The sequence below is a fragment of the Collinsella provencensis genome, assembly GCF_900199705.1.
GTDB lineage: Bacteria > Actinomycetota > Coriobacteriia > Coriobacteriales > Coriobacteriaceae > Collinsella > Collinsella provencensis.
Genome location: NZ_LT904908.1, coordinates 770094 through 783593, shown reverse-complemented (window position 1 = coordinate 783593; position 13500 = coordinate 770094). Strand labels below are relative to the sequence as shown.

The window sequence follows — 13500 nt, the reverse complement described above, 5'->3', positions numbered from 1 at the left end:
CGCCACTAGGTCCGGAGAAAAGGTCCTGGTTTGCTTTTGGGGCCTCCCTTCTCCTATCGCTTTCGAAAGTGTAAAATAATTTAAATTTCGAAAGCGAAGGGAAAACCGAGATGCTCGTCCGACGTGAACGTTATCTTAGTCGTCTCAAAACAATGGTGGGAACGCCCGACATCAAGGTGATAACGGGAGTTCGCCGTTCCGGTAAATCGGTGCTCATAAAGATGCTTTGCGATGAGCTGTTCGCGGAGGACCCGACGTCGAACAACGTCTATATCGACCTCCTTGACCTCGATAATGAACCGCTTCTCGAATATCACAGGCTGCACGAGTACATAAGGGGCCGCCATGTTGGCGGGGCGCAAAACCGTCTCTTTGTCGATGAGGTTCAGCTGTGTTCAGGTTTCGAGAAGGCGGTCAACAGCCTGCACGCACGGGGTGAGTGGGACATTTACCTCACCGGATCAAACGCCTTCCTCTTAAGCTCCGATTTGGCTACGCTTTTCACAGGAAGGCAGCGGGAGGTCCATGTCCTACCGTTTAGCTTCGAGGAATACTGTCAGTTTTTCAATGTCGAGAGTGCCGTTGACGATGCGTTCGACGGCTATGTGAGACGCGGAGGACTATCCGGTTCGTATGCATATAAAACCGATGAGGAAGCATATGGCTACATTCGAGATATTTGCAGAACGATATTGACGCGTGATTTGGTCCAGAAGTTCTCCGTTGCCGATGCGCAGGTCCTCGAGCGACTTTCTGAGTTCATGATGGACAACATAGGCAACCTCAACTCCCCGAATAACATCGCAGAGTCGCTCAAGGCGGGCAAAACTCCAACAAACCACGTTACCATCGGAAAATACATGTCGTTCCTGAGGGATGCCTTCCTGTTTTATGAGGCAAGGAGATACGACATAAGGGGCAAAAAATACCTTCAGACGCAGGCGAAGCACTATGCGTGTGACAGCGGCATGCGATATGCCTTACTGGGAACGAGGAATATGGACTGGGGCAGGATGTATGAAAACCTAGTCTATTTGGAGTTGAAACGCAGGGGATGGGAAATCTACGTTGGCAAGCTCTACCAGAAGGAGGTCGACTTCGTTGCGAGGAGGGGATCGGACCAAGTTTACATCCAGGTGAGCGATGACGTTGGATCGGAGAAAACACTTGAACGCGAAATGGCGCCATTGCTCTCGATCAAGGATGGCTATCCGAAGATTATTTTGGCACGTACAAGACATGAGCCATACAGCATCGAGGGGGTAAAGATTCTGGATATCCCGCACTGGCTTTTGGGCCTGCAGTCGTTATAGCGGCGTTGCAATAAGGATATTTGCAGGCTTGGACACCGAGCGGGTACCGATTGGGTATCGATGCCGGGATAGCTATCGGGCATCAGCGGGGCGCTGCGGCACCAGTTTGGGGCGTATGGCATGCACGAAACGCTCAATCGCTACCTCAAGATTCTCGAAGACGCCAAGATTATCCGGAAATGCGAACGTTTCGATATGAAATCTCGCAAGTCCTTGAGGGGCGAGCAGAAGTACTATCTCGCTGATTTAAGCTTCTACTTCGCGCTCAATACCGACAACCGCATCAATTATGGACCGGTGCTTGAGAATATCGTGTATAGCTACGCGAGGAGCTTGGGTTACGAGGTGAGCGTGGGGCGCATCGGGAAGTTCGAGTGCGACTTTATCGTACGGTCGCCCGAAATGGAGTATGCCTATATTCAGGTGGCGATGACCATAATGAACGACCGCGCGACCGAGGATCGCGAGTACCGCCCACTAGAACAAATAAAAGATAACTGGCCCAAATTTGTCATCACGCGCAACGATCCTATTCAGAGGCGGAGCGGCATCGTGCACGAGAACGTGACAGAGCTGATCGGGGAAGGGCGAGCGTTCGGATTCGAATAACGGCATGCGAAAGGTCTTATGGCGGATAGCAGGCGGGTGGCGTGGAATCGGGCATCAAGTGGGTATCGAACGCATGCCGGTGAGAGGGAGCACCTGAGGCGAAGCGGCATGAGGTGATTCACGTAGCTACTGGTGATACGAAATGGCATATCGAGTGGGAGTAGGGAAATTAGCCAGTTATGGGGGTATAAATCGCGTTTCTTGCAAGAAATACCCCCATAAACCTGCAGCAATTTGTCTATTTTGCACGCAATGGCATCTCAAGCGTCATTGCGTTGGCGGGTTGCACACCTTGCAGGGTTCATAGCCCATGCCCAGTGCGCTTGAGAGTGTTGTCTCAATGCAAGAGCTCTTGAGGTATCTGCATCCTGCTCTATGGTATTTGCTGCCTTGATTCGTAATGTAAACCGTTGTTTCCTGGGGCTGCGCTTGTGATTCCTCAGCTGCAGCCCGTGCCGCCTCTTCCTCGGCTGCACGCTGTTCGGCAAGTTCTCGTGTTGCTTGTTCGTCAACCTTGATGTCAAGGGTTACTTTGGCGTCGTCTCGTTTATTGAACGAGCACGACTTGCTGCTGATGGAGTAAACCGTATCGTCTACTGTGACACTATTCGGTTCAACCGAGAACGTATAGTCGCCCTTTTGATACGAGGACAGGTCTTTCATCGAGCCGTAGGCAAGTGTAAAAGAATCAGAGAATGCTTCGCCGCTCTTCAGGCTGCCTTCAACTTTGACGGTGAACGCTTCAACATGTTTCAGCTGATCAATTCCGTCTGAGAATTTGACCGTCAGCTTTCCGTCCTCGGGTACGAATGCAAGGCTAATTTCAACCGTTTCGTCTTTTTCGTTTTCCAGTTTGCATGTAAGGTCTTTCGAGGTGACCTTGAACAACGCATCGTCCTGCTCTAAATTCTTTGCGTCGACAGAAAACGTATAAGTTCCTACGGGGTAATCGTCAAGCACCTGCTTTGAGCCCGGAGTTACTTTAAACGTATCGCGGAAACTTTCTCCCTCTTCGGTTGTTCCCTTTACGTTAACCGTTACCGCCCCATAGGACTCTTGCCATTCGGGGGCATCAATGCGTACGGTGATGACACCAGGTTTGGGCTGGTAAAAGGAAAGTAGAAGAGAAAAAGCAATGCCGGCAACCGCCAGCGCTACAGTTGCCCGTGGCGCCTTTTGCCGAGATGGTGCAATTCCGGCTTTTTGACGCACAATGATTGCCGCAACTCCAAGAAGAGCGCCGACGAACGGCATGGCGCTTCCGGCCATTCCGAAGAAAAGAGCTGCTCCGGCAAGTATCAAGGGGATTGAATACTTCTTTCCAGAAGGGAGGCAATAGGAGGCTTGTGCAAGTTCATTCGCTGTGAGCTTCCCGCCAGTGTTTTCACTTGCCTCTTCGGGTCTGTTTTGTTTTTTGATGAGCCCCATTGCTTCTCCGTTAACGTTTTGATGTCATCTCGTTAATACGAGTCGATATATTCTGATTAAATAATCCGATATATTATACCGAAGGCGGACAGCCATTTTGCGTATGGGGTGAGTGTCATGGGATGGCGGCTGAGGAAATCAATCAAAGTGGCTCCTGGCGTTCGATTGAATCTGTCGAAATCGGGGGTCAGTACAACGGTGGGCAAGAAGGGCCTGTCGTTTAATATCGGCAAGCGTGGTGTGTATCGGAACGTTTCCATTCCCGGCACGGGGCTATATCGGCGAGACAAGATCGGTTCGGGTTCAGCGAAAAAGAGCCGCTCAAAATCGACTGGTAGAACGCCTCAAAATAGCTCGCGTACGAAAGGTGTGGAAACGATATCCCGCAAACCTGATTCCAAACCCTTGTCGACGAGTCGCGAGGAGAGGGAGGGTCAACTGCATCCTTCTTCCGCCATGGAAGGACTCTGGCTTTCCGTTGCGGGGCTGTCGACGGTTGATTCGCTCAAACGTGAGATCGATGCGCTTCAGCCAGAGCGGTATGTTCCGAGCGATTTTTTAAAATCGGCGCCTAGTTTGGAGACGCTAGAGGAGTGCTTGTCTCGCGAGGCGGATGATGCGGTAAAGGAACGTGCATTTTGGAAAGTCTACCGTCTCAAGGACGAGTATGTAAAAGCGCATGCGGAGGAGCGTTACGAGGAGTTGTATAGCGCTTGGGAACAGGAGCGCAACGAGTTTTTTGAAGCGGAGAGCGAGCGAGAGCGCTCTGCAAACGAGCAATTTATCAAGGAGTGCGAGGAGCAAAAACAGCGTCTGCGGTCTCGAATCGATGGCGATCTAGAGTATGTCTATCCAGAGATTCAGGCGATGCTGAGGGGGTTGGACGTGCCGTTTTCGCAGAATCTTAAATGTACTTCTACTTGCGAAAGCGGAATGGTTTCCATTGATATAGCGCTACCACCGGCTTTTGTTTTTCCAACTACGGAGCGACTGGTACGTAAAGATGGGACGGTTAAAGAAAAGGAAAAAACTCAGAAGTCTATGCGCGAGGAATATGCCCAGTACGTATTCAATCTTGTTGCGTACATCGCTGCTCGCACGTTTGATGTCAGCCCTTCGATGGAAGAGGTGGCCTGTTCCGCTCACGCTCTCCGTGAAAACAAGTTTGGAAATTATTCCGATGATTACCTTCTTTCCGTTGTGTTTGCGAGGGAGACAGTATGTGAGGCGGTGCGGAGCAACGACAGCGCAGAAGAGCTTTGCCTGGCAAGCGAAAACCGTTGTAATGTGACAAAGACCAAGATTTTCAAAGCAATCGAACCGTTTAGTATTTCCGAATAACCATGGGTGCGGCTGAGGTTGCTGGGTTAATGTGAAAGTTCGTTGTCCTGCCGTGTCTATGGGGTATAGTTACAGCAGTGATGCAGTCCCCCCTAATCTACGTCGAATCGGGGACAAAGAAAGGGTCGTTGTCGGGTAATCGGCAGCGGCCCTTTTGATTTAAGGTGGCTGAAATGGCAAAAGACTTCAAAACTATAGAAGAGCTCGTTCATATTCTCGAGTCGAGAGGAGTGAAGACCGATGAAAACACGTCGGCAATCCTCAAACGGGAGAGTTACTATGCCGTCGTGAACGGCTACAAGGATTCGTTTCTCGACCATCAGGCTATGAAGAAGTCGGAAGGGGACGTTTACAAACCGGGGACGTCGTTCAACGATATATTTGTTCTGTATCTATTCGACAGGGAGCTTAGACAATCCATAATGCCGTACATTATGTCGGCAGAAACAATCGTAAAGAGTGCAGTCGTGTATGCGTTTTGTGACAATCACCGCGGAATGCTCGATTACCTTTGCGAAGAAAATTATGTCAGCTCGAAAGATATGCTTGTTCCGTCGGGGTTCAAGGGAAATAAAAAGGTCGAACACGATAAGAACCTTAATAAGCTGATTGAAATACTTCGCAAAAAGAACAAGCTGAGCAATCGGTCTAAACAATATGAGATTCATTACATAGAAAAGCATGGTGGCATACCGTTATGGGTGCTGCAGAATGATTTGATGTTCGGTAACATCTCGCATTTTTACCAATTGCAGAAGCGCGGCGTCCAGAATCAAACGTGCCGAATCATTTCTGAAGTCAACGAAAATGGGAGGCGAATCGGCGCGAGGGAACTACTCAATGTGATAACCATTCTCGTTGGGTTTAGAAACATATGCGCGCATGATGAGCGCTTGTATTGCACGCGGGTGAAGGGGCATGGTTTCGACCATCTACTCAACGCGCTTGCAATCGTGCTCCCAAATCGCGAGGCGGGTGAAATGACGGATAGGATATTCGATAAAGTGGAAATGTTCAGAGGTGCTATCAGTCCGGAGTCGCTTAATGCAATGTATACGGACGAAAACGATATTCCGCTCGAATATAGACAGTAAATCGCAGAAGAGGGATGGTGGGGTTCTCGCTCGTTTTAAGGGGAGGGGTTGCCTATCCACGAAATTGGCCATTTGTGTGCTGGCAGTTTTTTCCATGGGCCTTTGTCACGAGCAAGCTACACGCGATGATCGAGTGAGTTGCATATACTCTTGCATGTCGGCAAAAGATGGGAAGACGGAAGATGTCAAGGCGTAAGACGCAAGATGAATTTGTCGCTGATGTCGACGCAATCAACCCTAATATCGAGGTGTTGGGAACGTATGTAAACTCAAGAACGAAAGTCCATGTGAAATGCAGGAAATGTGGGCATGAGTGGGATCCAATACCCGAGAATATCTATCGCGGACACGGATGCCCCAAATGCGGACACCGTGCATGCGAGGCAGCGCACAGGAAAACCCACGAGGAGTTTGTTGCGCAGGTTGCTGCGACGAATTCAACCGTCGAGGTGGTTGGGATATACGAGGGATCCGAGAAGCGCATCAGAGCAAAATGCCGAACGTGTGGCTACGAGTGGCCTCCCATCGCGCAGAGTCTTATAAGCGGCTACGGATGTCCAAAATGTAGTGGTCGCGTTGCCCTTACACAGGAAGAGTTTGTGTCCCGACTTGCAGATGTGAATCCCTCGGTTGAAGTCTTGGGAGACTACACCAATGCACGCAGCCGCATTCGTGTCAGGTGCCTGAAGTGCGGTCATGTGTGGGCTCCAAGTGCCTACAGCTTAACGGCGGGTTATGGGTGTCCAGAGTGTAAGAAAACAGAGTCCTCTGCCCGTCAGAGAATGTCGAAAAGTGAGTTCGAGAGTAAGCTTTGCGCGGTAAATTCCAATATCGCTGTGAAGGGAACCTACACGACTGCGTCAAAACCCGTAAAAGTACATTGCAAAAAATGCGGGAATGATTGGATGGGGATTCCTAACAACTTGCTACGAGGTGCCGGCTGTCCTGTATGCGCTAGGAGTGGCACATCGTACATGGAGCAGTTTTTTCTCGAATCTCTTAGGTTGGTTCTCGGGAAAGATAAGGTTCTGTCGCGTGATAGGAGCGCAATAGGAAAAGAGCTGGACATTTACATTCCTAGTTTGTCTCTTGCTTTTGAGCCGGGGTCGTGGTTCTGGCACAAGGACAAGCTGCATAGCGATGCTGATAAGAGATCCCTTTGTGCCCAAGCTGGAATACGATTAATCACAATCTATGATGATTATCCAGATGGCGCGGAGCCCCCGTTTGATCGGGATTGTCTGACGATTAACGGTGTCGTCAGTGCCGGCTCCAACGAGCGCGACCTTGAGCGTATCGTGGCGGACATAATGTCGGAGTACGGTATCACCTGCTGTTTCAGTCCACAGGAGACCGCTGCAATTTTCAGTTCTGCCAGCTCGAAATCACAGAGGATGATCCATGACGAATTCGTCGAGGAACTGCATGGGATAAACCCTGATATCGAGGTTGTTGGCAGGTATACGTATAAGAAGAACCGGATTTTAGTGCGGTGTCGAGTATGTGGTCACGAATGGAAACCCATCGCGCAGTCCTTAGTCAGGGGTTCGGGATGTCCCCGGTGTGCAGGTGCTCTAAAGCTGACGGAGACGGAGTTCAAAGATCGTCTGGAAGAATCAAATCCCAGCATAGAGTACGTTGGCGGGTATAAAGGCAATTCGAAAAGAGTCAATGTAAGGTGCATGGTGTGTGGGCACGAATGGAGCCCGTTTGCCAGTAGTCTGCTTCGCGGGCATGGGTGTCCAAAGTGTGCCGGCGTCCTAAGACGCACTCAGGATCAGTTCGTCAGAGAAGTTTCGGAAAAGCACCCTGATATTGAGATACTCGGAGAGTACAAGAGCTCCAGCACCGTTATTCTTGTGCTGTGCAAAACATGCGGTTACGAGTGGTCGCCGAAGGCTGAAACTCTTCTAACAGGTGGGTCTTGTCCAAACTGCCGAAGATTGAGGATGAAGAAGGCTAGACCTTCATGAGCCGATTTACAAATCTGCTTTGATTTCAAGGGCCATCAACCCTGCGGGACTCGTGATGCGACGCGAGGAAACCGCCTGCTTTGCGAGGCGGCCATGATTTGACACGGGATAGCCACCGCGACAAACTCATCGGCTCATCAAACACAATCCAAGAGTCGCTTCAGTTGATTATCGATGCGGATTTATAACCCGAGTATCGAATCCCCGTACTTCTCTTTAAGCGCTTTGACGAGCTCCGCGTCTTCTTCCGAAATTTGAAGCGTTACGTTTTCTTGCTCAGACGCGTAGTCAGCGCCCCATTGCCTTAGCGTTTCGATAATAACGTCGGTTACACGTACGCCTCTCTCATCGATATCAGAGAGTTCCCAAGTGGCGGGGCTCTTTTTGGCCAGCGCTTTCGTGGCGGCTATCGAAGACTTTGCGTATTCCTTCTGCTTCCTTTCGAAGTATCCGTTGCTTGCAACGATGTTGAGCTTCTTCTCGAATGGGACCTTATTTCCTAGATGCTCGATTCTTTCGTTGACGACAGAATCACTGTATTCGGGAAAATGGCTTGATTGCCATTTTTTCGGGAATATGTGCTCGATTTCCCATTTCGCTGGAAGCAGATCATCCTGCTGGGTGTAAGCATACAAGGCCAAAAGCATTCTAAAAGAGCGCTTGTTGGGCAGTTTAACCTGCTCTCTCAGACTTTGCCAATTGACGTCGCCAAACTCGAAGCCGGGTGTATCGCTTTCCAATATTGCGGTGTTGAGCTTCATAACGCCCGGTTTGACCGTGCTGACGGTGGGAGTCTTCAGGAACTTCGCAATCATCTCTGAAGCGAATTTTCTCAGGAAGCGTAGGAACTTTCCCTCGAAATCCTCTTTGTCCCTATGCGTGAGATAGAAAACGCCGACTGGATACTTCCAAAACTCGTTCGGGTACATGTTCAGCAGGTCGAGCTGCTTGCGAATTTCTGGATTACTCGTCCAAGGGAGATCGTTTGACTCCATGCGGGCGTTTACGACCTCCCACACATCCATGAGTGCATCGAGGTCTTCCATTATTTTAGGGTTTTTGAGCTTACTGAATTTGTTCTCAGCGTAATATCGCCTCACGCCCGGAGTGGTCGTTTGTGTATCGCCATCTTTGGCCCTGAGGTAGAACATGTAATATTGGAATAGTTTCTGGATGCTCTCTTCCGATTCATTGGCTCTTTCGTCAAGTGCTTTCCACTGTTCGATGAACCCTTCTTTCTGCTTCTCAGATTCCAGGAAGCCGTAGATCTTCGCTTTGAAGATATCGGCATCGGACAGTGGAAGACCGCGATCGTTCAGAGTGGAGAAAATTCTCAGCGCCGTTTCCTGAGTGTCGGCCTGGATTGGAAAGATGATTACGTGTTTTGTGACGTCAAGTAGGAACCTGTAAATCGAGAGGCTGTTCTTGGCAGAAGCCTGCTGGAACCGCTCTTGAAATCTTCTGAAGTTCACGGAATAGTGGTCTTCATGTTCCTCTGGAGCCTGTCCGCTGGTGAGGATATCCGCCAGAACATCGCCGTACTGGGAGTCGACGACTCTGGACTCAAGAAGCGTTTGGCTTTTGATTACCTTTCCAGTCATTTCGTCTTCAGGCCATATTGATTTCTCGATTTTTGACATGAAGTTTTTCGACTCGGGAGTCTCCTCACCCTTTTCGAGAGAGCCGTAAATCGCCCTGAGGAATAAGAACAGCGACGTGAGCCTTTGTTGGCCGTCGATGATTTCATATTCTCCGTTATTCTCGTAGAAAACAATGCATCCTAAGAAGTAGTCCTCGTTCTCATCCTTATTGCTGGCCGAGAACTCCCATAGGTCGTCGAAGAGCGTGTCCACCTGCTCTTCGGTCCACTCATAGGGCCTTTGGTATTCGGGAACAACGAACTTATGCTCTTTGCCCTCGGCGAGGAAGTCGCAGACTTTCTTTTTGTTTACTTCTATTGAACTTGCCACGTTTTGCCCAGCCGTTTCTTTCCAGCATTACAAATGTTACCCCTATTCTAAGCGCTATCGCAGACCTGGCCTCCTGGGTGTCCATTTTTCGCATTGAACCCAGTGTTCCGCCTTTGTGCAGCATGGGCTTTTATGCCCCTATGCTGAATTTGTTTTAGGTATTACCAGGTGTTTTGTTGAAATCGGTAATGGCTTGAACTTATCGAAAAGTATGTGACGATTTTTCAGGCAAGGAAATACATTTTCTGGCTGCTGAATTCTATCGCTTTCCTAGAATCGAACTTATCGAATCGACTGCGATATGGTTTGCATCGAACGCCTTTAGAAGATTGCTGCGTAATACTGTCTGAAAAACTAACGTGTCTGCTTTTGGTAAGGTAAATGATGTCGGAAGCAACTGCAAACTGCAGCGCGGAGAACATGACGGGTGAAAAGGCCGCTGGCATTCTGTCCGAAAAATACAAGAAGGCTATCGATGGCGTACCCAAGGTCAGCCATCCAGTTGAGGAATTGGCGGATGACTATCTTGGTCGCTATGCGACACGCGAGAAGGCGGCCAAAGCGCTCGCTAAGTATCAGGTCTTGAAATGCGGTACGGACGGTTTTATTACTGGTCTTGGTGGTCTCATCACACTGCCCGTTGCCATTCCCGCCAACTTGGGAAGCGTTCTTTATGTACAGATGCGCATGGTCGCTGCCATCGCGAAGATGGGCGGCTACGATGTCCGTAGTGATCAGGTGCAAACTTTCGTATATATGTGCCTTACAGGTACAGCCATTTCGGATGTGGCGAAGGAGGCAGGCATTCAAATTGGCGTCAAGACGCTCAACGCGGCGTTCAAGAAAATGCCCGCTACGGCACTTGTAAAGATTAACCAGCGTGTCGGCTTTCGTCTGCTTACCAAGTTCGGTCAGTCCGGAGTTGTGAACCTTGGCAAGATGATTCCACTTGCAGGTGGAGTAATAGGTGGCGGCTTTGACGCCGCCGCCACCATGGTCATTGCCAAGAACGCTATCAAGCTTTTTATTGCGGGCGAGGAACCTACAGGCGAGCAGGTGAGCGAAGAAGAGCTCAAGACGGTCGAGGCAATAGAGGTGAATCTAGAGGAGGAGAATTAGTCTTGTGCGCTTCGATCGATATTGCGCGATGAACTGTTCTTGCCGCCCCTTCGTCTTCGCGCAAACGTCCCGGCTATCTGTTCAGGCCAAGGACATATGTATTTGCACTGCTCTTGAATTGTTTTGGCGCACAGGTCTTCTCGGGCTTGTAAAAACGCCCTTCAACCTATTTGGAATAAGGCGTCCACCCGTTTACGTATCTCCCAGCCCACAACTATCCTCGCCAATAGTAAAATATCCTCGACAAATTGAGCTGGTATGACGAAGATATATGCGGAATGGCGAAGATACACGAAGGGTGACGAAGGTTCTATGGCACAGTTCGACTACGAGAGCATTCTAGCCAAGTTGATGGTTCCAGAAGTCGTGTCCGCTCTGGGCGACATTCGAGAGCTCAAGGGCAAAACAGCTTCATTCTCCGAGACAAGCCCTGAGGTCTTTGCCGCCTTGGTTGAGGTTGCAAAGATTCAGAGCACCAGCGCCTCCAACAGGATTGAGAATATTTCTACCTCAGATAGGCGCCTGCGCGAGCTCATGTTGGACAAGGTAGAACCTAGGAATCGGGACGAGAGGGAGATTACCGGCTATCGTTACGTGTTGGACATGGTGCACGAAAGCCATGACGATATCCCAGCCACTCCAAGCGTAATCCTCCAACTTCACAGGGACCTATATCGCTTCACGGATGACAGCTTTGCTGGTAGATGGAAGGATTCGGACAACGTAATCGCCGAGCGAACCGATGATGGCAAAATGGTGGCACGCTTCGTTCCGACCTCTGCTGTCGAAACGCCGTCGGCGGTCGAACAAATCTGCTCCGAGTACGCCGTGCAAATCAAGGCAAGCACCTATGATCCGTTGTTGGTGTCGCTTATTTTCGTTTTCGACTTTGTGAGTATCCATCCTTTCAACGACGGAAACGGCCGTATGAGCAGGCTATTGACGCTGCTGCTCATGTACCGCAGTGGCTATGACGTGGGAAAGTACGTTTCCATTGAGAAGGAGATTGAGCGTACAAAAGAAACCTATTACGAGGCCTTGGCAGCAAGTTCCAACGGCTGGAGGGAGGGCAAAAACGACTACGTGCCCTTCGTCACCTACATGCTGGGCGTCGTGACGGCATGCTACAAGGAGCTCAATGACAGGTTCTTCATTGTGGCAGTTCCGTCTGGTAACGAGGAATCAGTCAGGGCATTTTTCGACAAGCTTATCGGCACCGCGACTAAACGAGAGATTATGGACGCCAATCCCGGTATGAGCCGACGTACTTTGGAACGTATCCTTTCTAAGCTTCAAACCGAGGGCATCGTGGAGAAGGTAGGTGCCGCAAGGTCCACCGCGTATAAGGCAGCGAGATAGGATTTCTCACTCGTTGAACCGAAACCTAGTGTGCTCTTGGATACCTGTCTTCAATTGCACAAAAGTGAAAAGTATCAGACACCACCAGAAAGGTCTGCAATGGACACACAACGCAAAAAGGAGCTGAAGGAAAAAGCTTGCAACACCCTGCCTCCCATGGGCGTGTTGTCGTTTTGCTGCGAGCCCACGGGTGAGCGCTTCCTGCTCGCCTCGCGCAACATTCCCGCCGACACCAACGGCGTGAAATTCAAGCTCAATACGGGCTATCACCCCAATCGCCACCTCCTGGAGCTTTGGAAAACCCACGGCGAGGACGCCTTCCGCGTGGAAGTTCTCGAAACGCTCGACTACCGCGACGAGTCAATCAATCCCGACGACTACAAAGACGAGTTGAACGAGCTTCGCGACATGCTCCTCGAGCAGGATGTGCACGCTGCGCTTTTGTGGAGGTAACTGCCCTCAAACGGTAGTCTCCGGGCGACCCGCGCAGCCAACCTCCCCGTGTCAAAGACTTTTGACACGCCCGCCGCAGCGAAAAACGCGCCCGTCAAACACATTCGGTGGTACGGTGATGCCACATGCGCCATGCTCATTTTGGAAGGGAGGCATCATGGAGTTTCCAGAGCAACTCAAGGCGAACCGTCAACGCATCGGGCTTTCTCAGGAAGACCTGGCGCAGCGCATTTACGTGTCGCGCCAAACCATTTCGAATTGGGAAACGGGCAAAACCTACCCCGATATCAGCAGTTTGTTGTTGCTCTCGAACCTCTTTGGCGTCTCCGTGGATGAACTTCTGAAAGGAGACGTGGTGTCAATGGAGGACAAGATCAGGAACGATTCGCGCACGTTGGGGCGCCTTGGCTGGGCGATGCTCGGCTTTATCGTTGCGGCGCTGGTTTCGGGCGGCGTTGCCATTGTTGTGCGCGACGTGGGCCCCATGACTCAAGACGACATCAGCGTTGCTTCGACGATTTCGCTGATACTTGCAGGTGTCTTTTTCCTTTGCGCATTTGCGGCGGCGGTTTGGGCCGAGGTGCTCAAGCATCAGAACAACCTGGTGACCTTCCGCGAAATCGTTGCATTCGAAAAGGGCATTCCTGCAGATGAGGCTAGGGATGAAAACGCCTTGGGCCGCAAACACCCCATTGTTTCTTCTATTTTCAAGGTGTGTTCGGGTGCGCTTTTCGCGCTCATCGCGATTGTGATTTTCGAGATCATTGCGAAGTACATTCGCGACTTTATTTTCCTAGGTTGATTTTGCTTTGCAGATAGCGCATATCTGTATATTCGCGTT

11 protein-coding genes are annotated in these 13500 nt (G+C 50.4%); 9 read left to right on the top strand and 2 right to left on the bottom strand.

The annotated features are described in order from the left end of the window. Positions 1-110 precede the first annotated feature (110 nt). Together C1711_RS03530 and C1711_RS03525 are read left to right on the top strand one after the other, a co-directional pair. Positions 111-1313: an ATP-binding protein gene (locus C1711_RS03530; RefSeq protein ID WP_102337818.1), complete on the top strand. Its 1203-nt coding sequence runs from the start codon at positions 111-113 to the stop codon at positions 1311-1313. A 120-nt stretch (positions 1314-1433) separates the two neighbouring features. After that, positions 1434-1922: a DUF4143 domain-containing protein gene (locus tag C1711_RS03525; RefSeq protein WP_234346215.1), complete on the top strand. Its 489-nt coding sequence runs from the start codon at positions 1434-1436 to the stop codon at positions 1920-1922. Positions 1923-2189: 267 nt separating this feature from the next. Here C1711_RS03525 and C1711_RS03520 read toward each other — a convergent pair whose 3' ends face one another. Further along, positions 2190-3350, bottom strand: coding sequence for a hypothetical protein (locus C1711_RS03520; RefSeq protein ID WP_102337817.1), 1161 nt, complete (start codon positions 3348-3350; stop codon positions 2190-2192). 117 nt (positions 3351-3467) lie between these two features. Between C1711_RS03520 and C1711_RS03515 the strand changes: the two genes are divergently transcribed. The 3 genes from C1711_RS03515 (at position 3468) to C1711_RS07670 (ending at position 7758) form a co-directional block, all read left to right on the top strand. Beyond that, entirely contained in the window at positions 3468-4691 is a 1224-nt protein-coding gene (locus C1711_RS03515; RefSeq protein ID WP_102337816.1) for a DUF4236 domain-containing protein, read from the top strand. A 173-nt stretch (positions 4692-4864) separates the two neighbouring features. Next, positions 4865-5785, top strand: a complete 921-nt coding sequence (locus C1711_RS03510; protein WP_102337815.1) for an Abi family protein — start codon at positions 4865-4867, stop codon at positions 5783-5785. 182 nt (positions 5786-5967) lie between these two features. Then, the gene (locus C1711_RS07670) at positions 5968-7758 is read left to right on the top strand and encodes a zinc-ribbon domain-containing protein (RefSeq protein WP_159060035.1); all 1791 of its coding nucleotides are present in this window, start codon (positions 5968-5970) and stop codon (positions 7756-7758) included. Positions 7759-7940: 182 nt separating this feature from the next. Here C1711_RS07670 and C1711_RS03500 read toward each other — a convergent pair whose 3' ends face one another. Then, positions 7941-9728: a DUF262 domain-containing protein gene (locus tag C1711_RS03500; protein WP_102337813.1), complete on the bottom strand. Its 1788-nt coding sequence runs from the start codon at positions 9726-9728 to the stop codon at positions 7941-7943. 384 nt (positions 9729-10112) lie between these two features. Here C1711_RS03500 and C1711_RS03495 point away from each other — a divergent pair, with 384 nt between their 5' ends. The 4 genes from C1711_RS03495 to C1711_RS03480 all read left to right on the top strand — a co-directional run bounded on the left by C1711_RS03495 (position 10113) and on the right by C1711_RS03480 (position 13461). Beyond that, positions 10113-10847: an EcsC family protein gene (locus C1711_RS03495; protein ID WP_102337812.1), complete on the top strand. Its 735-nt coding sequence runs from the start codon at positions 10113-10115 to the stop codon at positions 10845-10847. A gap of 312 nt (positions 10848-11159) precedes the next feature. Further along, positions 11160-12206, top strand: a complete 1047-nt coding sequence (locus tag C1711_RS03490; RefSeq protein ID WP_102338550.1) for a Fic family protein — start codon at positions 11160-11162, stop codon at positions 12204-12206. Positions 12207-12305: 99 nt separating this feature from the next. Beyond that, positions 12306-12659 (top strand): GIY-YIG nuclease family protein, encoded by a 354-nt coding sequence (locus C1711_RS03485; RefSeq protein ID WP_102337811.1) that lies wholly within the window; start codon positions 12306-12308, stop codon positions 12657-12659. A gap of 157 nt (positions 12660-12816) precedes the next feature. Then, entirely contained in the window at positions 12817-13461 is a 645-nt protein-coding gene (locus tag C1711_RS03480; protein ID WP_159060034.1) for a helix-turn-helix transcriptional regulator, read from the top strand. Positions 13462-13500: the final 39 nt, after the last annotated feature.